Origin of the sequence: Flagellimonas hadalis, from assembly GCF_007785775.2 — a bacterium.
Taxonomy (GTDB): domain Bacteria; phylum Bacteroidota; class Bacteroidia; order Flavobacteriales; family Flavobacteriaceae; genus Flagellimonas; species Flagellimonas hadalis.
Genome location: NZ_VNIK02000002.1, coordinates 354,692 through 375,276 on the forward strand (window position 1 = coordinate 354,692; position 20,585 = coordinate 375,276).

A 20,585-nucleotide genomic window follows, 5' to 3' on the forward strand; every position below is an offset into this window, starting at 1 on the left:
CATTCTTGATCTTATTTTTTTAAAATTCTACGTTTAGATTCAGACCGAAGCTTCTGGTGCTTGGCAGGGCCATATCCTCAACCCCGGGTACGATGGTACCACCGGATAGGGAAATGGTCTCGGGATCTACGTGGTCGTTCTCCGTCCACAAGGCCAGGTTACGACCGACCAATGCGACCGATGCGGATCTCAACGGGGTCTTTTCCAATAATTTTCTTGGGAAGCTATATCCCAGTTTTACCTCTCTCAATTTTACATAGCTTGCATCGAACATAGAGCTTTGCTCATTGCTCCTATTGTACACATGGGAATAATAGTTAGAGGCGTCAACACTGATTGTGTTCGGAGTGTAGGATCCGTTTTCATCAACTACCACACCTTGGGCAACAATCCCTGTTTCACGATCGGGAACGGTAAAGTCCAACATCCCTGTTGTTCCTCCAATGGCCACTGTCCTGGAATGGTAAACACCTCCCTGTCTCCAATCGAACAGGAATCCAAACTTGAAGTTCTTGTAACTAAAGCTGTTCTGGAAACCGACCATAAAATCAGGGTTATAATTACCTAAGTTTCTAAGTTTGTCATCAGTAATTGGCAGTCCTTTATCATTTATGATCCATTGCCCGTAATAAGGGCTGCTTTTGTCAGTGACCTGTTCGAAACCTGTTCCGTACAGATCTCCCATACGGCCACCTACTTCCGCCACCACTTGCAGGTAGTTGGATTTCACCAAATAGCTATCGAGTCCATCGGTAAGTTCCTTCACCTCTCCGCGGTTAGCGGTGAAATTGATATTGGTGTTCCAGCTAAAGCTGTCGGTCCGGATCGGAGTGGCTGTCAGGGTGATCTCCAAACCTTTGTTCTCCACTTCCCCGGCATTGATGACCCGGGTACTGTAGCCCGATGTATTGGAAACGGGAAGGGAAAGGATCTGGTTGTTGGTCACCGATGTATAGGCTGCTACGTCCAAGCCCAATCTGCTGCCAAAGAACCTTACATCGGCTCCCACCTCAAAGGAGTTGGTACGCTCAGGTTTCAGGTCGGCCAGCTTCAATTCAGAAGGTGAATATACCCTTGAGAAACCGTTAAACGTATTTCCAAAACCGTAGGTGGCAGCCAAATTGTATGGGTTGGTATCGTTACCCACGCTGGCCCAACCTCCCCTAAGTTTCGCAAAGCTGATGGCTTGGGGCATGGTGAACATATCGGAAAGGATAAAACTCAATCCCACTGATGGGTAGAAGTAGCTGTTGTTCCCATCGGGCAATGTGGAGGACCAATCGTTACGTGCGGTTACATCCAAAAATGCATAATCTTTATAGGAAACGTTCGAAAAGGCATAGAGACTGTTCACGGTAAACTTGCCGTCATAATCGCTCTGCGTCAATGGTTCGGCAGCATTTCCGAAATTATAGATGCCCGGAATGGACAGTGAGTTGGCACTGATCCGCTGATACCTGTTCTTTGCAGAGCGGTGGTTCCCACCAAACGAAACACCGAAATCAAAATCTTGATTGATTTCCGTGTTGTAGGCCAACAAGAAATCTGTGTTCTGCTCATAGGCATAGATGAAATCCTCCCGATACTGTCCGTTGGGGAAACGCTGGGTGGAATACGCCCTTTTGCGCTTGTCCAACTCGTTGGAATAATCGAATCCGGAGCGAAACATGAAACTAAGGCCCTTGGCCAACTGGATATCCGCCCTCAGGTTCGTGATCAAACGGTCCTTGTTGAAGGCGTTGGTATTCTCGAAAACCGTGAAGAACGGGTTGTCGTGATAGTTGTAGTTGTAGTTGAATTGCTGCACCCCTTCCAGTCCGGGCTGCCAGTAATCCCTTAAATTGTTCATGTTGATGTGACGGCCAAACCATATCCAGAGGTACATTACGTTCTCGGTACCGTAGGAGTTATTCGGACGGTTGCGTGAATTGGAATTGATATAGTTCATGGAACCGGTCACCTTTAACCAATCCGTTAGGTTATAGGATCCGTTCACCTGATAGGCCCTTCTTTTAAAGTTGGAGTTTGGGATCACGCTCTCGCTCTGAAGATCGGTGAAGGATACCCTAAAGTTCCCATCCTCATTGCCTCCGGTCAGCGCAATATTATTGCTCAAGGTGAAACCCGTCCTGAAGAAATCGTCAATATTGCTTGGCTGCGGTGAAAATGGCGTGGCGATGATCTCATCGGCAAAAGTACCATCGGCATTCCTTGGCCTTACATGCACATCTCCTGCACGCAGACCACTTGTGGTGGGACTATCGTGCTGTGGGATCAACTGTCCGTTCAAGGCAGGACCCCAGCTCTCATCCACATGGTCGTTGATCCCACCCGTCAAGGAACGGTTCTGGCCACCATCATTGAAGGCGAACTGGCCGCTAGACCCCTGTCCATAGCGGTTCTGGTATTTGGGCAAGGTCAGCAAATCTTCAAACGTGGTGTTGTTGGTGTATGAAACCCCGATTCCCTTGGCTCCCTTACCCGATTTGGTAGTAATCAGGATGACGCCATTGGCACCTCTGGAACCGTAAAGTGCGGTTGCATTGGGCCCTTTCAGCACGGTCATGGTTTCCACATCGTCCGGGTTGATGTCCATCGCACCGTTACCATAATCAACACCCATGTTGCCCTCGCTTCCGGTATTGTTCACATTGTTGTTCACGGGGATACCATCCACTACAAATAGAGGAGAGTTGGCATTGGGACTAGGGTTCAATGAGTTTTCACCTCTGATGATGATCTGCGAAGTGGACCCAACGCCCGAGTTTCCTCCTGTGACCTGTACCCCGGCCATTTTACCGGCCAGCGAGTTCACTACGTTGGTCTCCTTTGCCTCGGATATTTCCTCCCCGGAAACTTTCTGAACGGCGTAGGCCAACTTCTTGGTCTCCCTTTGGATGCCCAGGGCCGTTACCACCACTTCGTCCAATTGTTGTGAATCGGGCTGTAGCACTATGGTTGCCGTCGTCTTTCCCGTTGTGTCAAAATCTTGGGACACATATCCTATATAGGATACCTCCAATATTTCCCCTCCCTGTGAAAGTTCAATCTGGAAATTCCCATCAAAATCAGTGGCCACACCTGTGCCGCCACCTTTTACAACCACCGATGCCCCTGGCAGCGGCACGTTGTTCTCATCCACCACCTTTCCTGAAAAGGTGCCTTGCGAATAGCCTATGATACTTACGGTAAAGGCAAGTAAAAACGCTACGATTGATTTTTTCATTTGTTGAATATTTGTAAAAATTGGTTAATTATTTATCAACAAATATCCAACACAAGAGTTAAGGCATGCCTTTGTACAGATTAAAAAAAGGATATGGAATGGTTAAAAGAATCCGTTGAATGTTAGGTAAATATTATTTACAAATATTCACTTTTTAAACTCCCTCAAAAGCAGTATTTTTCAATGTTCACAAGCCCTATCATAGGGTTTATGGAGTTTTTTTAGTATTTATGAAAAATCAAAATGGCCATTGGCATTGACCCCATCATATGGAAGACTATCTTATCGGTATAGGCAAACGCATCAAGGAAATCCGAAAGGACAATAAAAAGACCATCAGTGAAGTTGCAATCGATGCCGGGGTGACCGCTGGGCTCATTTCCCGCATCGAAAATGGAAGGACCATTCCATCCTTGCCCGTATTCCTGAAAATTGTTGGTGCGCTAGGGACAGAAATGACCGTTTTTTTTGATGGGATGCCCAAGGTGAACGGCCAAAATTTCCTGGTTTCCCGAAAGGACGACCACACCCTTATTGAAAAGGAGGACGAGGCGATAGGGTTTAGCTACAGTTACATTTTTGGCAAGCAATTGAACTCGGTTGGGTTTGAAAGTGTATTGCTGGAGGTAAAGCCCAATTCCGAACGCGACAAGGTGGTCACGGATGCCTTTGAGTTCAAATATGTGCTGAGCGGGGAATGCTATTATGAGATCGGGGACCAAGAGGTGCTGCTCCAAGAAGGGGATTCCATTTTCTTTGACGGCAGAATCCCCCATGTTCCAGTAAATCGTGGCAAAGTGGCCTCCAAGATGTTGGTGGTCTATTTCTTTATTTGATCAAGGGAACAAAACCTTGGCCAGTTCGCTCAAGGAATCGAGGATCATGGTCGGGCCAGCGGTCCCCAACTGCTCACGGGTCTGTGCTCCCGTCAGCACTCCCACGGTGATGCCGCAGTTGGCGTTCTTGCCCTCTTCAATATCGATCACGGAATCCCCGGCCTTCAACACCTGCGCGGAATCCGTTATGCGGAACATTTCCATGGCCTTGTCTATCATTTCCGAAGAAGGCCTTCCCTGCTCCACATCATCGGCGGTGATGAGGCCATCAATCTGAAGCCCAACGACCCATTCCAATTTATCCAAAAGGGACTGTGCTGTTTTCCTATCGTAGCCCGTGTTGAGCACGACCTTCACACCATGGGCCTTTAAAACCCCGAACAATTCCTCCACTCCGTCGTAAGAAGTCACTTCAAGGTGTGCATAGGCTTCCTTTAACATCACTTTGAAATCTTCGAACACGGCCTTGGCATCCACTCCATTGGTTTGCGTCTCTTCCAAAATATCGGATATGGCCTTGAACTTTTCCTTTCCGGCACCAAATTCCAACACGGTTTTCAGCGTGACCTCCACTCCTGATCGGGCCAATGCCTTCCTGACGGTTTTGTACACTACATTATCCTCGTTCACCGTGGTGCCGGCCATATCAAAAACCGCAAGCTTTATTTCCTTCATAAATTGATTCTCTGTTTATTAAAAATGGTTGCAATGTTCTTTTTTGAAAAACCCGCACTTCCGGTCATGCCCTTTCCGCCAATTCCGGTGACAATGTGGATATGCTCGTCAATGGTCGTTTGAAAAATATCTTTTGTTTTGCATTGCGAATACATCCCATACCATCTTCTGTGTATCTCGTAAGTGGGGAGTTCCATTATTTTTTTGGCCTCTTCCAGCATAAAATGATCAATGTCCATGTCCAGGTCATACCCAAGGTCTTCTATTTTATCCACATCGGCGTATTGGTGCGAATCACCCAAAATCACCGAACCATCCATCGCCTGCTTGAAAAGGATGTGTACCCCCCATTTTTTTTGAAGGCTGTCCGCCGACTCATTCTGTTTGACTTGGGCAAATGACGGACATTCATGGAACGCCTCGTACCTTCTGATGGACCACCCGGTCAAGATAGAACCTTTTAGGGAATAGTTTTTCTGCGGCTTGGTCTGCATCATCTGCAATTTGGACACTTCCAGATCGCTCTGGGCAAATACTTCAGGATAAAGGTTCTTGAAATCACTACCATTGCAGATGATGATTTTTTTAGCCAACACGGCCTCATTTCCGGTGCTCCTCACCCTTGTCCAATCCCCATTTCTTTCACAGGACACCGCAGTGAAATGTGTTTTCATGGTCAACCCCTTTTGGGTGGTCAAATACTCTTGCAGTCTATGGATCATGGTCCTTGGCTCCACAGTGACTTCATCGGGAAAAAAGAGCCCTGCTTTCACATATTCTTTTCGCAGTCCCGGGTACCGGTCCAGACATTCACCTTTGGTGAGCATTCGGGAAGCATAGTCATTGTTGTTGTTTATGGCCCTGAGCTCCACCAAAAGTTGCTCCTCTTCTTCGTTGGATGCCAGATATACCGTTCCGTTTTGGCGAATGCTGATGTCAAATTGGGATTGGATGTCCGTATAGATACGGAGGCTCTCCCTACCCAACTTTTGCCATTTGGAGTTCATCCCGGACGGCACCACCTGCCCAAAATTTTGGGTGGTCGCCCCTTGCGGATAGGCATCTTTTTCAAGCAAACAGACCTTAAGGCCCAGTTCCAGTGCGTGATAAGCATGAAAAGTGCCCAAAATGCCACCGCCCACTATCGCAACATCATATCTATTGTCCATAATCCAATTGTTTGTTCGTCTGTTCGGATTTCCGTCTTGCCCCAAAATGAAGGAACAGTACGATGGTGATCCCTATACCGATAACTGCTACGGCATACGTGCCATACACGAAGAAATTCAGCCAGGACAGCTTGGCCTGTCCAAAGTTTTTGTACAAGAGCACCAATACACTGCCCACATATCCGAAGGCATCGGCAATATAGATCAGAAAACCTGAGTTTCCCTTGATTTTAAACGTGGCGATGAATCGGTCAAAAAAGAGACAGTTGAAGGGAACATAACAGATGTATAACCCAAAACCCGTGCAGACCATCCAGAGAAAAGAATCCAAAACCCCCATTTGGAACATCAGCGTGGAGATGCCAAGGACCAATGCCCCCAACAGGAGCAGCAAATGGTAGGTCAACAAAGCCCGATAATTGTCCTTGATGTAAAAAATGGACCCTATGATCACGAGCACTACTATGGCTATGATGATCTCCGATGTGGAAAATACCGAAATGTCGCCTTGGTATCCGATGCTGTCCCAAAGTTCTCGGGCAAAGTTGTCCCTAAAGTCCCTGAAAGCGGTAAGAAAGGTATAAAACACCACCACCAACAGCAGGGGAAAGAAGAATTGTTTGACCAACCGTTTCCTATCCGCCCCTGTCATGGGCACACGCTCTGTACGTGATTCAATGTCCTCTGCCGTAGGCGGTGGTACGTTTTGCAACAGATAAGCGCACAACAACAAAGGCAGAAAGAACAGGGCACCCGTGACGGAGGGCATCCAAAACTCGCTCACACCCCAAAAATCCATCACAGAAAGCCCTACCGACTTGACCACCCCGCTGGACACAATAAAACTGGCACATAGCACAACGCCCAAGATGTCGGTAAACTTTCTTCCTTCGATATAGGAGAACACAATGCCCCAGATCATCCCCAAGGGAAGGCCGTTCAGGAACATAAAGACAATGTTGTAGGGGGCCGGGACAAGGGCGAACAAAATGAGCGACAGTTCGGCCAATAGGATCAATGCGATGAAAAAAAGCAGTCTTTTGTTGGACTTGAGTTCTGATATGATCTTTATTCCTACGAACTTGGAGAGGGCATATCCCAAAACCTGTGCTATGACCAACAAAATTTTGTAGTTTACCCCCATGAAGGCCATACCCTCAAAAGTGGCGACCGAAAACGGCTTCCTGAAGGCGTACATGCAGAAATAGGCTCCAAAAGCTGCGAGTGACGCATGTAGCACAAAGACCAAGCTGGAGTGTTTTTTGGGCATGTTTTAGTTGAAAAAAGTTTACAAATACTAAATTTATTTTTCAAATAACTCAAATTAGTATAAACCCATCTTCTCCTTAAGATTAAAAAAAGGTTAGCAAAAAACAGATGGGCTCCCCACCCCCATTTTTTATAAAAATGGCCCATAGCCCTAAAAGGTTTATCCAATCCTATAATGGAAACCCTTCAACACCTGATTACTGACGGTCAACCATATTTTGGAAAATTCCGATTATATTAGCAGGGCAAGAGACCGTCATCCCCCTTTTGAATTTTGAATCGGATTGCACCTAAAAAGAGGATGACGGTTATCGGAAAAATACCAATGACCAATTTATTTAACAGAACAAACTAATCCATTTGGTCCTTTACCTTGGGCCGAACAATCAAAATGTAACACATGGCACTCATATCTTTTTTGGGTTTTACGCTCCTGGTAGCGTTCATTTCCTGGTGGTCCGTCCGGAAAACGGATGAAACATCATCTGACGGCTATTTCTTGGGCGGGAGGAGCCTTACTGCTGGCGTCATTGCCGGCTCATTGCTCTTGACCAACCTTTCGACCGAACAAATTGTGGGCCTCAACGGCAGTGCCTACAAGGATGGACTGTCGGTAATGGCCTGGGAAACCTTGGCCGCATTGGCTATCGTGGTGACGGCCATGTTCCTGTTGCCCCGTTATTTGAAGGGTGGCTTGACCACTGTGCCGCAATTCTTGGCCAAAAGGTTCGACACCACTACCAAGACCATCACTTCGGGACTGTTCCTGACGGGTTATGTTGTGGTGCTTCTCCCTGTGATCTTGTATTCAGGGTCCGTGGCCATCAGTGGAATGTTCGATGTGCCCCAATTGCTTGGTGTCTCGGATTCCACGGCATTGCTCATCTGCATTTGGGGCATCGGTATCGTGGGTTCCATTTATGCGGTTTTTGGAGGACTGAAGGCCGTGGCCGTTTCCGATAGTATCAATGCGATTGGACTCATTATAGGAGGTCTGCTCATTCCCGTATTTGGATTGATGGCCATTGGTGATGGCAGTGTCTTGAACGGCTTGGATACGTTGATGGCAGCAAATCCTGAACGTTTCGATTCCACGGGAAATCCAGGGCAGGAAGTCCCTTTCTCGACCATTTTTACGGGTATGATGCTGGTCCAATTGTTTTATTGGGGAACCAACCAGCAGATCATTCAAAGGGGGTTGGGTGCCAAAAACTTGGCCGAGGGACAAAAAGGTCTGTTATTGGCTGCCTTCTTGAAAATCTTGGGGCCCATCATTCTGGTCTTGCCCGGAATGATTGCCTACTACTATTTTGAAGGCGGATTGTCCAGCAGTGACCTGGCCTACCCCGAACTGGTAAGGGCCGTATTGCCAAAACCCTTGATGGGCTTTTTTGCCGCCGTACTTTTTGGGGCCATCCTGAGCTCGTTCAACAGTGTGCTCAACAGTTCGGTGACGCTTTTCGGCATCGACATCTATAAACAGCACATCAATAAGGAAGCTTCCGAAATGACCATTGTGAAATATGGAAAAATCTTCGGGATCTGTTTGGCACTGGCCGCCATGTTCATTGCGCCGCTAATTGCCAACGCGGGAAGTCTTTTCAATTATTTACAGGAAATCAATGGTATCTACAGTATTCCCATCTTTACCATCATCGTAATCGGTTATTTGACCAAAAGGGTCCCTGCGATTGCGGCCAAAATCGGGATTCTTTCAGGCTCCATTTTATACATCATCAGCCAGTTCATCGTAGGCCCAAGAATGGTGGCCAATGCCTTGGCAGAGGCCAAGGCAAATGGTATTACCGATCCCGAGGCCTTACATATGGTGGAAGCGGATGCCTATCCGCATTACCTGCACGTAATGGCCATTTTGTTCATCACCAACATCATCATCATGCTGATCATTGGCAAGATATATCCAAGAAAGGAACCTTTCGAACTGGAATACACCAAACAAGTGTCCATAGAACCTTGGAAGCACGTCAAATTGGCCAGTGCCTTCATTTGTGTGGTCGTGATTGCCATCTACGTGTACTTCGCCAAGTAGAAGAACAATGAAAAGATTTAAAAAAGCCCTGAACTTTCGTCAGGGCTTTTTTATTGCTGTAGGATGCTCTTCAGAAAGTGGTCCTTGTATGCCCGACCCAACGGAATTTTTGACCCGTCTGTCAACAATACCATATTGCCGGATATCCGATCTATCTTTTGGGTGTTGATGATGTGGGATTTGTGTACTTGGTAAAACTGGCCGGCCCCCAGAATGTCCAACCAATGCCGCAGTGGTTCATTGGAAAGGATTTTTTTGTTCTTTAGATGGATCTCGGTATAATCGGAATCCGAAGAAATGGTGTAGATGTCCTTGACCAATACCTTGATGTGTTCATGACTGGACTTGACATAGATTTCACTAATGGGCATGTTCGCATTTACAGATGGGCCGTTCTCTTGTTTCACCCCTACTTTGTTCACTGCTTGCAAAAACCGCTGGAAAGAAAAGGGTTTCAACAAATAGTCCACTACATTGAGGTCATATCCTTCCAGTGCATATTCGGAAAATGCGGTGGTCAATATCACCTGTGGCGGCTCTGGGATGCTCTTCAAAAAGTCCAATCCATTGATCTTGGGCAAATGGATATCCAAAAACATAAGATGGACAGGTTCTGCATTCAAGAACTCCATGGCCTGGATACCATCGGAAAACACGCCTACAAGTTCCAGGGCAGGTACTTCATCAATGAATTTCTTGAGGATCCGTTGCGCTGGTGGTTGGTCCTCAACAATGATACATCTCATACGGCTATATTTTTTCCAGTTCCAGTCTCAGGTACACTTGGTAACTGTTGTCCTTCTCTTTGATCTCCAATTGATGTTTCTTGGGGTATAAAAGCTCTAAACGCTTCTGCACATTTTTCAAGCCTATCCCTTTGGCGATGGTATCCAGACTGGGCACCGTTTCAAAATTGTTCTTACAGTGAAACTCCAAAACAGATCCCTCCATCTGCACCGAAATATCGATCTCTATATTGGAAGATTGCCCTGATTGGCTATGTTTGAAAGCGTTCTCGATAAAAACAATCAGTATCAGTGGGGCTATTCGGTGCTCCCCTTCCATCTCGCCCACTTCGAATCGGACAATACCCCTATCCTCTATCTGCAATCGGTACAACCGGATAAAATTGCCCAGTTGTTCCAGTTCCTTTTTTAAAGGTACGAACTGTTCTTTGGATTCGTATAGCATGTAGCGCAAAACACCGCTCATCTCCAAGATGATCTCCGGCGTCTTGGGTGAATTCTGCAATGCGTAGGAATAGAGATTGTTCAGGTTGTTGAACAAAAAATGGGGATTGATCTGTGACCTCAAAAACTGCAGTTCACTTTCCTGTATCGTACTTTGCAGCTCATCTATCTGGTCTTGTTTCTGCAGGGCATCCCAGCCAAATTTACACCCGGACAGGATGAACATGACCGGAAGCACACCCAACAGTGATATGTAGATTCCCGGAAAAGTCCCGGCACGTTTGGTCCCGGGAAACATGAGTGGCTCCAACACCAATTCCTCGATGGCAATGACCACCACAACCACAAGGATGAAACCTAAAAAAAATTGCCAATATTTCTTTTTATAAAGATACTTGGGCATTAGAAAATAGGTGACCACAATAGTGGCCGCACTATAGAACAGTAGAAAAATGGCCTTGTGCACAACGATGCCCCCCTCGACCCTGTCAAAAGAAAAAAACAGCAGGACAAGAACATGGAGCACTATCTGAAAAAGAAGTTCCTTTTTGGAAATCAATACCTTTCAATTAATTCAAAATCAAATCTATGGATTAAACCCATTTAAAAAAAAAGCAGGTTTATGAACAGCACTATTATTCCCCCCAACGACAATTTGGGGGTGTTTTTCACAAGGAATCCGTCGGTCACGGGGCCCGCCCTGTTGTTTGTGGAAAATAGTTCCTGACCATCAAAAAAATGCCCAAATTGGATATGGTTTTTTGATGCCAAATAGGGCATACTCTAAATATCACTATTTTTCGGAACATTTTGACGACACTACTAACACTTAATTTTACAACTATGAAGAAAACGATCATTGCTCTTGCTCTTTTGACAGGCCTATTTGCCACTGCACAATCCTCGTGGAAATCCGACAGGGCACATTCCAAGGTCGGCTTTGCCATCACCCACTTGATGATCTCCGAAGTGGAGGGCCATTTCAGCGATTTTGACATCACGGCAACCGCATCCGATACGTTTGGGGATGCCGAATTTACAGTGGACATCAAGACCACTAGCATCGACACCGACAATGGCAGAAGGGACGATCACCTGAGGAGCGCGGACTTTTTTGACGCCGAAAAATATCCTTCCATCACCTTCAAGAGTACCGGTTATGAAAAAACAGGGGACAAAACCTTCAAATTGACTGGGGACCTCACCATGCACGGGGTCACCAAACCGATTACCCTCGAAGGTAAGGTGAACGGTATCATCACCGATCAGCGTAGCCAAAAACTAAAAGCGGGGCTCAAACTGACCGGCACCATCAACCGATTGGATTTTGGAGTCGGAGGCGAAACCGCTTCCTTGGGCAACGAGGTTGACCTGACCATCAACCTGGAAATGGCGCAACAATAATAAAACACAATACTATCATGGAGAGAGGTTGGCCCATGGCCACCTTTCTTCATTTATTTTAATACTTATGGGAAGAAAATCCGAAAACACTTTTAGGGAGTTCCATCGCTATCTGGGGTTCTTTTTGGCAGGAATCATGGCCGTATATGCCATCAGCGGCATTGTACTGACGTTCCGAAATACGGATTATATGAAAAGTGAGGTGCAGGTGATCACCACTTTGGAAACCAACCTCAACGAAGAGGCCTTGGGCACCGCATTGCGGAAACGCGGCTTCAAAGTGGACAGAACAGAGGGCAATGTCCTATATTTTGATGGAGGGACATACAATTTAGAGACAGGGGAGGCTTCCTATACCGAAAAACGTTTGCCAAAGATCCTGGACAACATGAACAAGCTGCACAAAATGCATTCGGGACATCCCTTGTTCTGGCTGGGGATATTCTTTGGGATCGCCTTATTGTTCTTTGCGGTTTCTGCCTTTTTTATGTTCCGGCCCAGTGCCCCGATCTACAAAAAGGGACTCTATTTTGCCGTAGCAGGATTTCTATTGACGGTTGTATTGTTATTGGTTTAAAGGAGAGCCATTCTTATCTGGGTTTTCCGATCACAGGTTTATTTCTGTCAAAAAAGTCATTTAGCTTTTTTGGCGGCTCCAATCGATAGCCCACATAAAACACGGCACGCCACAGGTTATTGGAAATAGCATTGGAGTCGGAATCCCGGTAGGATGTACCGTCCAATTCCCCGATAATGCCCATGTAAAAATGGTCTGTATTATACCCCAACTGGATACCGGCACCATATTCCGCTACCAAATAATCATTCTTTTCCACCTCGCCTGACAAGGTATATTTGGAAAACTTGGGGCCTATACCCACACGTAGCGATGGGGCCATATTGAACTTGGACGCCACTACCCAATTGTAATAATAGCCCACACCTACCCTTAGGTCAACGATGTTTTCCTTCCCGTAGGTATTGTCCTCAAAATTGTTGGTCATTTTGGTGAATTCATACTGTATCATCGGCACAAGGCTCCCCCTGCTTTCCAATTGCCATTCCTGTCGGTTCAACAATGCCCTGAGGGAAAAATCCTTGTTCAATACTAAACCCGTACTACCTCCCCAAGTGATGCTTTTCAGATCGGGAAACTGCAGATGAGGGTCGCCCTCGCTCCATGTCGGCAGAAAATCCGAAGTGTTCTCCACATAAAAGCCTTTCATCCTTCTAAAGAACACATTTTGCACAAGGCGTCCAGGGAACACATTGACCTGGTAGTTCTGAAAAGAACTCTTTCCTTTCAACTCATCATCATCGTTCCCAGGTAAAAATTTAGGGGCAAGACCGACGCTTAAGCTTAAAAAATCATAGTCAAGCCCAAGAGTCAGTTTTACATTGTTGTTGGTCACCAAATGAAAGTAACCCACATCAGGGTTGTCCACCAGAAACTCATCGAAATCCGTACCCAGGTCGATGCCGAACGACAACTTATCCACATAAGATCGAACCGAGGTGGAATCCCCTAGCTGGCCTTGGGCTTGGGCACAAAAAAAATAGGCTCCCATCAAAATGAAGGAAGGAATAGCCATGATGAAGGATTTGAGCTCTGCCATGAACATCTAGCTGAATATGTGCAATTTATAAAAAACTTGTTCTCCAGCTTTTCCGCAACCATGGGCTTGACAAATCGAAATCAAAAAAGTGAACGAAGCGAAGTGAAGTGCTGCAAGCCCCAAATGTGATCTATTTAAATGATCGTGTTTTCCATCTACTTTCTAGTGATATGAAGGGTAAATGTATTCTTATCCTGCTTGGCCTTTGTGGGAAATCGGTTGATGCGCTGCATGAGATCCAAGAAACGGTAAACGCGCTCAGTTGGGGAGAGTGCCAGGAAATCCCTTTCCTGTTCCCTATTGGCTTCGTCTTTGGTGCGAAATTGAACTTGCATCTGCCTGTTTGTTACCATTATTGATTATAAAGATATTACAAATTGATCAGAGCCATATTTAAAAACAAATGCGCCAATGGAGTGAAGGTGTAGATATAGGATAAACTTTAGGACGATTTTCAAATTATCCAATCCGAGTGCAAATAAAAAAGGCTCCAGAGTGTGAATTTCTCTGAAGCCTTGCTGTATCTGCTCCCCCTCTTGGGCTCGAACCAAGGACCCTCTGATTAACAGTCAGATGCTCTAACCAACTGAGCTAAGGAGGAATTTTATCGTAAGCGGGTGCAAATATAGCAGATTCTTTATTACACCACAAACAAAAAAATCGCTTTTCTACTTAAAAAGCCATTTGTACAGGTCATTTCCGTTGGCAAACAGCAACAGACCTATCAATAGGAAAAAGCCGACCATCTGCGCATACTCCAAAAACTTGTCGCTGGGCTTGCGGCCAGTGACCATTTCATAGAGCAGGAACATCACATGCCCACCGTCCAATGCCGGTATGGGCAAAATGTTCATAAAGGCCAAGATGATGGAAATAAAGGCCGTGGTGGCCCAAAATGCTGGCCAGTTCCACGTATCGGGGAACATGCCCCCAATCGCTGCAAATCCCCCTACTTCCTTGTATGCACCCGTGTCGGGGTTAAAGATCTTTTTCATCCCCTTGATGTAGTCGGAGAGCGTTCTGACACCCTTGTTCCAACCTGCGGGAATAGATTCCCAAAAGGAATATTTCAGTGTTCTTACTTCCAGATAGCCCAGCTCTTTGTATTCTTCAGGTGACAACCCCAAATGCACGCCGAGAGCGGCATCGTCGGAAACTTTTAGCTGCATGTCCAGCGAAGTTCCATTTCGGTTCACGGTAACGGGGACCATTTTTCCCTTGTTGGCCTCTAGGATCGGCATGGCCTGATCTTTATATTCAACTGGTTTGCCATTCATCCGGACAATGGCGTCCCCATGCTTTAGCCCGCTATTGGCATTGGGAGAGTTTTCTGGCACTTTGTTGATGATGAAAGGTATCCTATACGATACAAGGGACCTTATTTTATCCTTGTCCTCTTCCCCCGAAAGTGTTTCGATCACGTTCACAGGAACCTCTTTTTCCATCACTTGCCCATTTCGCTCCATGGTAAAGTGATTGCCAAGGGCAAATCCCGGAATGATTTCGGATAATGTTTCCACCTTCTTTCCATCGATTGACAAGATTTTGTCCCCGGTCTGTATGCCCAAGCCATCACCCAAGGTCTTATCGGTCACCCAGATACCATCCTTTAAACTATCATTGGCAATGTATTCCTCCCCATACGTAAAAACCAATCCAATGAATATGACCACAGCCAACACAAAGTTCACCGTGACCCCGCCCAACATAATGATCAAACGTTGCCAGGCCGGTTTGCTACGGAATTCCCAAGGTTTGGGCTCTTCCTTCATCTGTTCGGTGTCCATGCTCTCATCGATCATGCCCGAAATCTTGACGTAGCCTCCCAAGGGCAGCCACCCAATACCATAAACGGTCTCCCCTATTTTCTTTTTGAAGAGCGAGAATTTCACATCAAAAAAGAGGTAGAATTTTTCCACCCGCGTCTTGAAGATCTTCGCCGGGATAAAGTGTCCAAGCTCGTGGAGCACAATGAGCAGGGAAAGACTTAGAAAGAATTGTATGGTCTTTATCAGTATAGGGGTCATCGATTGTCTTTTGTTAAAACGCACAAAAGTAAACTTTTACGAAGTGATAAAAAAACAGCAGTTTTGGATAAGTTTCCGATTTAAGAAAGATTTAGTAACAAAAACAGCCTCAAGGCTTGAAGAATCATCCTTCGGGTCGTAATTTTGTCGCATGGGTTCATTCTTTGCCAAATACAAGTTTTTCGGCTTGGTTTTGTTGGGACTTTCCGCTGTGATCGTCTATCTGTTCTATAATGCGCTGCAACCCAAAAAAATGCTCCCGGTGTACCAGCCGTCCATGGTGGACCCCTCGTTGGTGGACAGCACATTGCACTACAAGAAAAAATACCACACCATTGCCGACTTTTCCCTGACCAACCAAAACGGGGAAACCATCACCCAAGCAAATTACAAGGACAAGATCTATGTGGCGGATTTCTTCTTCACCACCTGCCCCACCATTTGCCCCATCATGACCAAGAACATGGCCGAGATCCAAAACGCGGTCCTGGACGACCCTGAGGTGATGCTGCTCTCGCATTCGGTGACCCCGGTGATCGATTCCGTTCCCCAACTGAAAAAATATGCCTTGGAAAAAGGCGTAGTGGACAGCAAATGGAACCTGGTGACGGGTGAAAAAAAACAGATCTACGAACTGGCCCGAAAATCCTATCTCGCCGTGAAGACCGATGGGGATGGTGGACCATATGACATGATCCATACCGAAAATTTCATCCTTGTGGACAAGGAACGCCGCATTCGGGGTTTTTATGACGGTACCAATCGGGAGGAGATCCACAAACTGCTCGAAGACCTCAAAGTGCTCAAGGAGAGTTACAGAGAATAGCACCGAAACCTTTGCCATGGATTTGGTTCCTGTTTATACATTTTTACTTATTTTTGTCCTTAATTAAATTCAATCTAAATAAGTATTGTGGCTACCGTAATCGATTTGGCATTTGGGCAAAAAGGAATCATCAAAGATTTTTCCGAACACGTGCTGCCCATAAAGCTCTTGGAACTTGGGTGCTTGCCAGGCAACAGCGTGGAACTCGTCCAGATCGCCCCTTTGAAAGACCCCATATACATCAACCTGAATGGAAGCCACATCGCCATACGACGCTCCTTGGCCCAACTCATTGAGCTTGATATAGTTGAAGAAACCCAAGCCCCATGAGCAAAAACATCAATGTTGCCCTGATCGGTAATCCCAATACCGGAAAGACCTCTGTTTTCAACCAACTTACGGGCCTCAAGCAAAAAGTGGGCAACTACCCCGGTATCACCGTGGAAAAAAAGGAAGGGATATGCAAGCTCCCAAGGGGCGTGAAAGCCCATATCCTGGATCTTCCGGGCACCTATAGCCTCAACACCACCTCCTTGGACGAAAGTTTGGTGGTGGAACTGCTGCTCAACAAAAATGACAAGGACTATCCGGATGTGGCCGTGGTGGTCACCGATGTGGAAAACCTCAAAAGGAACCTGTTCCTGTTTACCCAGATCAAAGATCTGAAGATTCCCGCCATCCTTGTCATCAACATGGCGGACCGGATGTCCCGCAAAGGCATTTCGCTGGACATCGAGGCCATGGAAAAACAATTGGACACCAAGATTGCCTTGGTCAGTACCCGCAAAGGTGAGGGCATCGACCGCATCAAAGAGTTGATCGCCGATTACAGATCGCTGTCCACCGCTCCCAACCTTGATGCATCGCGTATTTCCCCGGATTATTTCAAGAACCTCCAAAAGGCATTCCCCAACGAGGACCCCTACAAGCTTTGGTTGGTCATCACGCAGGATGTGAACTTCATGCCCATTGAGAAACGACAGATCCAGGATGCCACTTCCTTTTTCACCAAATCAAAGGAAGAGCTGAAAAAACTACAACACCGCGAAACAGTACTCCGCTATCAGTTCATCAACGATACGCTGAAATCGACCTACAAAGTGGACCAAATGGCCGCAAAGGGACTGCGGGCCTCCATCGACAAAATACTGACACACAAAGTGTTTGGCTATCTCATTTTCTTTGCCATCCTGCTTCTTATTTTCCAGACCATTTTTGAGTGGAGCAGCTATCCGATGGATTTTATTGACGAACAGTTTGCCGCGGCAAGCGAGTGGATCAAGAACACATTGCCTCCCGGATTGTTTACCGATCTGTTGGCCGAAGGGATCCTGGCCGGTATCGGAGGGGTGGTCATCTTTATCCCACAGATTGCCTTTCTGTTCCTCTTCATCTCCCTTTTGGAGGAATCGGGCTATATGAGCCGCGTCGTTTTCCTGATGGATCGCTTGATGCGTCCCTTTGGGCTTAGCGGAAAAAGTGTGGTACCCTTGATTTCGGGCAATGCATGTGCCATTCCCGCCATCATGGCCACCCGTACCATAGAAAACTGGAAAGAACGCCTCATCACCATCTTGGTGACACCCTTTACCACCTGCTCTGCCAGACTGCCCGTGTATCTCATATTGATCGCCCTTGTGATTCCCGAAGGAAGCGTGTTGGGTCTTAGCTATCAGGCATTGACGCTGATGCTGCTGTACCTTCTCGGCTTTGGGATGGCCCTGTTTTCCGCCATGGTACTGGACAAGATCTTGAAAATCAAAAGTAGGTCACTTTTCATGGTGGAAATGCCCACCTACCGTATGCCCTTGATCAAAAATGTGGGCTATACCGTTCTGGAAAAGACCAAGAGCTTTGTGTTCGGGGCAGGGAAGATTATTTTGGCCCTTTCCATCGTGCTTTGGTTCTTGGGGTCCAATGGGTATTCGGACGATTTTCAAAATGCCGAGGAAATCGTGAGTGAACGAATCGCCAACGAAGGCCTGAGCACCTACAGCAAAAACTATATCCAGACCAACATCGACTCCTATTTGGAAGAAGTGGAGTCGGAAGGACTTGCCCCAAGCGCTGTCCGGGATTCGGTCCGAACCTTGACCGCCGACCTCACCGAAAGTGCCAAGGCCCAAGAAATTGCCAGCTACAAATTGGAACATTCCTATATCGGTCAGGCCGGAAAGGCCTTTGAACCCATTGTGAAGCCCTTGGGCTACGACTGGAAGATCGGCATTGCCGTATTGACCTCCTTTGCCGCCCGGGAAGTGTTTGTGGGGACCCTTGCCACCATTTACAGCGTGGGCAGCGATGAGGAAGAGACCATCCAGAACAGGATGGCCGCCGAACTTGACGAATCCGGAAAACCCCTGTTCAATTTGGCAACGGGCGTTTCGCTGATGCTCTTCTATGCCTTGGCCATGCAATGTATGAGCACCTTGGCCATTGTGAAACGGGAGACGAATTCCTGGAAATGGCCCATGATCCAACTGGGCTTCATGAGTGTTCTGGCCTATGTTGTGGCATTGGCCGCTTATCAAATTCTAGCATAGTCATGGAAGTACAACAGATTTTAGTCTACATCACTTTGGCCCTGGCAGTTGGCTATTTGGTCTGGAAGTTCCTTTTGCCCAAGTCGGTCTTCGGAAAAAAAAAAGGCTCCAAATCTTGCGGTCAGGACAATTGTGGTTGTAGCTGAGATTATAACAAATTTCCATAAATGGCACACCATGTCAGGTCGAGCGTCCCGAAAGCTTTCGGGAAGACCCTTATTTCATGATAGACCTCTCGACTGCGCTCGAGGTGACAATTTCATTTGGTTTAGCATTTAAAATCCCATATAAGGTTTTGACCACAACCGCCTCGAATTCCAATCGCTTTTTCCACAAAGCGATTTTTTTTTGACTTTTTTCATTCCCTCTGTGTAACCTTTTTTAATTTCCAGACTATATAAGTTGAACACCAACTAAAAAACATTGTTTGGAAGCGCTTTCAGATGAGATCATAATGCAAAAAGTTGCTGAGGGCAACCTTGATCTGCTCAAGATCCTTTTCGACAGATATCACAAGCATATCTATCATTTTCTATATAAAATGTGCGGTGATCGTATGTTGAGCGAAGATCTGACACAGGATGTCTTTTACAAATTGATCAAGTACAGGAGCTCGTACAAGAACGGATCGTTCAAGTCATGGCTCTTTACCATCGCCCGAAACAACTTGAAAACACATTTTACCAGGGACCACAAGCCCCATGAGGACATCAAGGTGTTGGCCTACAAAGCGGTAGAGGAAGAAGACGAAATAATGGAGAACAATGCCCACTTGCAGAATGCCCTGAACCAACTGGACCCGGCCGACCGGGAACTGGTCATCTTGAGCCGATACAAGGAAATACGCTACGAAGAGTTGGCGGAAATGATCGGAAGCACCCCCGGCGCAGTAAAGACCAAAGTATGCCGGGTCTTGAAAAAATTGAAAAAAATATACCTACAAAGCATATGACCATGGAAAACAAACACATTTCGGACCTGATCCCAGACTATCTGGACGGTACTTTGGACATGGAAACCAGGAGAAAAGTGGAACAGCATCTGGGCAAATGCAACAAATGCCAACAAGAGCTCGAAGAAATGAAGGCCCTGTTCCACGCCTTTGACGACCAAGACATCCCAGTTCCTTCGGAAAGGCTCAGGATTTCGTTTGAAACGGCCCTGGAAACCGAAAAGGAAAGTCTGGCAAAAGTGATTCCCCTATCCTCTCCCGAAACGAAGACAAACTGGGGGGGCAACCTGCTCAAAATTGCGGCCAGTGTGGCCCTGTTGGCCGTATCCTTTCAAATGGGATCCCTGTTCCAACAGCGCAAGGTCGATGGGGACATGGCCCTGCTCCGGGACGAGACCTTGCAGATGAAACAGGCCGCCATGCTTTCCCTTATGGAAAACCAATCGGCCAGCAAGCGCATCCAAGGGGTGAACTATATCGAGGAATTTGAACAACCCGATGAAGCCATCATAGAGGCTTTGGGCAACAGGCTCTTGCATGATGAAAACGACAACGTCCGCTTGACCGCCTTCGAGGCACTGTCCAAGTTCACTTCTTCGGAAAGTGTAAAAACCCTGCTTATCGAAGCGCTCGAAAAAGAAAAGAACCCGAGCATCCAAGTGGCCATTATCCAAGTTCTGGTACAGATACAAGAGAGAAAGGCCGCTGAACCCATGAAAAAACTGCTGGAACAGGAAGATACCCAACCTTTTATAAAAGAACAGATCAAAGCTGTATTACCAAGTATAACATAAACATCAAA

At 46.6% G+C, this 20,585-nt stretch carries 18 protein-coding genes and 1 tRNA gene; 9 read left to right on the top strand and 10 right to left on the bottom strand.

Going from position 1 to position 20,585, the window contains the following annotated elements; genetic code table 11:
• Positions 1–19: 19 nt before the first annotated feature.
• A complete protein-coding gene (locus FOT42_RS05770) occupies positions 20–3,226 on the bottom strand; it encodes a SusC/RagA family TonB-linked outer membrane protein (protein WP_151889626.1) in 3,207 nt (1,068 codons plus the stop codon).
• A 269-nt stretch (positions 3,227–3,495) separates the two neighbouring features.
• Here FOT42_RS05770 and FOT42_RS05775 point away from each other — a divergent pair, with 269 nt between their 5' ends.
• The gene (locus tag FOT42_RS05775; protein WP_151889627.1) at positions 3,496–4,062 is read left to right on the top strand and encodes a helix-turn-helix domain-containing protein; all 567 of its coding nucleotides are present in this window, start codon (positions 3,496–3,498) and stop codon (positions 4,060–4,062) included.
• Here the strand turns inward: FOT42_RS05775 and FOT42_RS05780 are convergent, their stop codons facing one another.
• The 3 genes from FOT42_RS05780 to FOT42_RS05790 are packed head-to-tail and all read right to left on the bottom strand — an operon-like array spanning position 4,063 to position 7,176.
• Positions 4,063–4,737, bottom strand: coding sequence for a phosphonatase-like hydrolase (locus FOT42_RS05780; RefSeq protein WP_151889628.1), 675 nt, complete (start codon positions 4,735–4,737; stop codon positions 4,063–4,065).
• A complete protein-coding gene (locus tag FOT42_RS05785) occupies positions 4,734–5,906 on the bottom strand; it encodes a TIGR03364 family FAD-dependent oxidoreductase (RefSeq protein ID WP_151889629.1) in 1,173 nt (390 codons plus the stop codon). The genes FOT42_RS05780 and FOT42_RS05785 overlap by 4 nt, the downstream gene beginning before the upstream one ends.
• The gene (locus FOT42_RS05790) at positions 5,896–7,176 is read right to left on the bottom strand and encodes a DUF5690 family protein (protein ID WP_151889630.1); all 1,281 of its coding nucleotides are present in this window, start codon (positions 7,174–7,176) and stop codon (positions 5,896–5,898) included. Before FOT42_RS05790 ends, FOT42_RS05785 begins: the two co-directional genes overlap by 11 nt.
• 399 nt (positions 7,177–7,575) lie before the next feature.
• On the opposite strand from FOT42_RS05790, the gene FOT42_RS05795 reads away from it, so the two are divergent.
• On the top strand, positions 7,576–9,225 hold the full coding sequence (locus FOT42_RS05795) for a solute:sodium symporter family transporter (protein WP_151889631.1): 1,650 nt from the start codon (positions 7,576–7,578) through the stop codon (positions 9,223–9,225).
• A 50-nt stretch (positions 9,226–9,275) separates the two neighbouring features.
• On the opposite strand, the gene FOT42_RS05800 is transcribed toward FOT42_RS05795, so the two are convergent.
• Both FOT42_RS05800 and FOT42_RS05805 read right to left on the bottom strand, forming a co-directional pair.
• A complete protein-coding gene (locus FOT42_RS05800; RefSeq protein ID WP_151889632.1) occupies positions 9,276–9,971 on the bottom strand; it encodes a LytR/AlgR family response regulator transcription factor in 696 nt (231 codons plus the stop codon).
• A 4-nt stretch (positions 9,972–9,975) separates the two neighbouring features.
• A complete protein-coding gene (locus FOT42_RS05805; RefSeq protein WP_151889633.1) occupies positions 9,976–10,974 on the bottom strand; it encodes a sensor histidine kinase in 999 nt (332 codons plus the stop codon).
• Positions 10,975–11,258: 284 nt separating this feature from the next.
• Here FOT42_RS05805 and FOT42_RS05810 point away from each other — a divergent pair, with 284 nt between their 5' ends.
• Complete coding sequence (locus FOT42_RS05810; RefSeq protein ID WP_151889634.1) at positions 11,259–11,819, top strand: YceI family protein; 561 nt, start codon at positions 11,259–11,261, stop codon at positions 11,817–11,819.
• A 67-nt stretch (positions 11,820–11,886) separates the two neighbouring features.
• Positions 11,887–12,396, top strand: coding sequence for a PepSY domain-containing protein (locus FOT42_RS05815; protein WP_151889635.1), 510 nt, complete (start codon positions 11,887–11,889; stop codon positions 12,394–12,396).
• A 13-nt stretch (positions 12,397–12,409) separates the two neighbouring features.
• Here the strand turns inward: FOT42_RS05815 and FOT42_RS05820 are convergent, their stop codons facing one another.
• The 4 genes from FOT42_RS05820 to rseP form a co-directional block, all read right to left on the bottom strand.
• Complete coding sequence (locus FOT42_RS05820; RefSeq protein ID WP_226789811.1) at positions 12,410–13,435, bottom strand: DUF4421 family protein; 1,026 nt, start codon at positions 13,433–13,435, stop codon at positions 12,410–12,412.
• 155 nt (positions 13,436–13,590) lie between these two features.
• Positions 13,591–13,770: a hypothetical protein gene (locus FOT42_RS05825; RefSeq protein WP_151889637.1), complete on the bottom strand. Its 180-nt coding sequence runs from the start codon at positions 13,768–13,770 to the stop codon at positions 13,591–13,593.
• Positions 13,771–13,962: 192 nt separating this feature from the next.
• A tRNA-Asn gene (locus tag FOT42_RS05830) sits at positions 13,963–14,036 on the bottom strand.
• 67 nt (positions 14,037–14,103) lie between these two features.
• Positions 14,104–15,462: an RIP metalloprotease RseP gene (rseP, locus tag FOT42_RS05835; protein ID WP_151889638.1), complete on the bottom strand. Its 1,359-nt coding sequence runs from the start codon at positions 15,460–15,462 to the stop codon at positions 14,104–14,106.
• Between the two features lie 151 nt (positions 15,463–15,613).
• Here rseP and FOT42_RS05840 point away from each other — a divergent pair, with 151 nt between their 5' ends.
• From FOT42_RS05840 to FOT42_RS05860, 5 genes are all read left to right on the top strand, one after another.
• Positions 15,614–16,288 (top strand): SCO family protein, encoded by a 675-nt coding sequence (locus FOT42_RS05840; RefSeq protein WP_151889639.1) that lies wholly within the window; start codon positions 15,614–15,616, stop codon positions 16,286–16,288.
• A gap of 84 nt (positions 16,289–16,372) precedes the next feature.
• Positions 16,373–16,618, top strand: a complete 246-nt coding sequence (locus FOT42_RS05845; RefSeq protein ID WP_151889640.1) for a FeoA family protein — start codon at positions 16,373–16,375, stop codon at positions 16,616–16,618.
• Complete coding sequence (gene feoB / locus FOT42_RS05850; protein ID WP_151889641.1) at positions 16,615–18,831, top strand: ferrous iron transport protein B; 2,217 nt, start codon at positions 16,615–16,617, stop codon at positions 18,829–18,831. The genes FOT42_RS05845 and feoB overlap by 4 nt, the downstream gene beginning before the upstream one ends.
• A gap of 427 nt (positions 18,832–19,258) precedes the next feature.
• Positions 19,259–19,783 carry an RNA polymerase sigma factor gene (locus tag FOT42_RS05855; RefSeq protein ID WP_151889642.1) on the top strand — a complete coding sequence of 175 codons (525 nt, stop codon included), beginning with the start codon at positions 19,259–19,261 and terminating at the stop codon, positions 19,781–19,783.
• 2 nt (positions 19,784–19,785) lie between these two features.
• Entirely contained in the window at positions 19,786–20,577 is a 792-nt protein-coding gene (locus FOT42_RS05860; RefSeq protein WP_192938332.1) for a zf-HC2 domain-containing protein, read from the top strand.
• Positions 20,578–20,585: the final 8 nt, after the last annotated feature.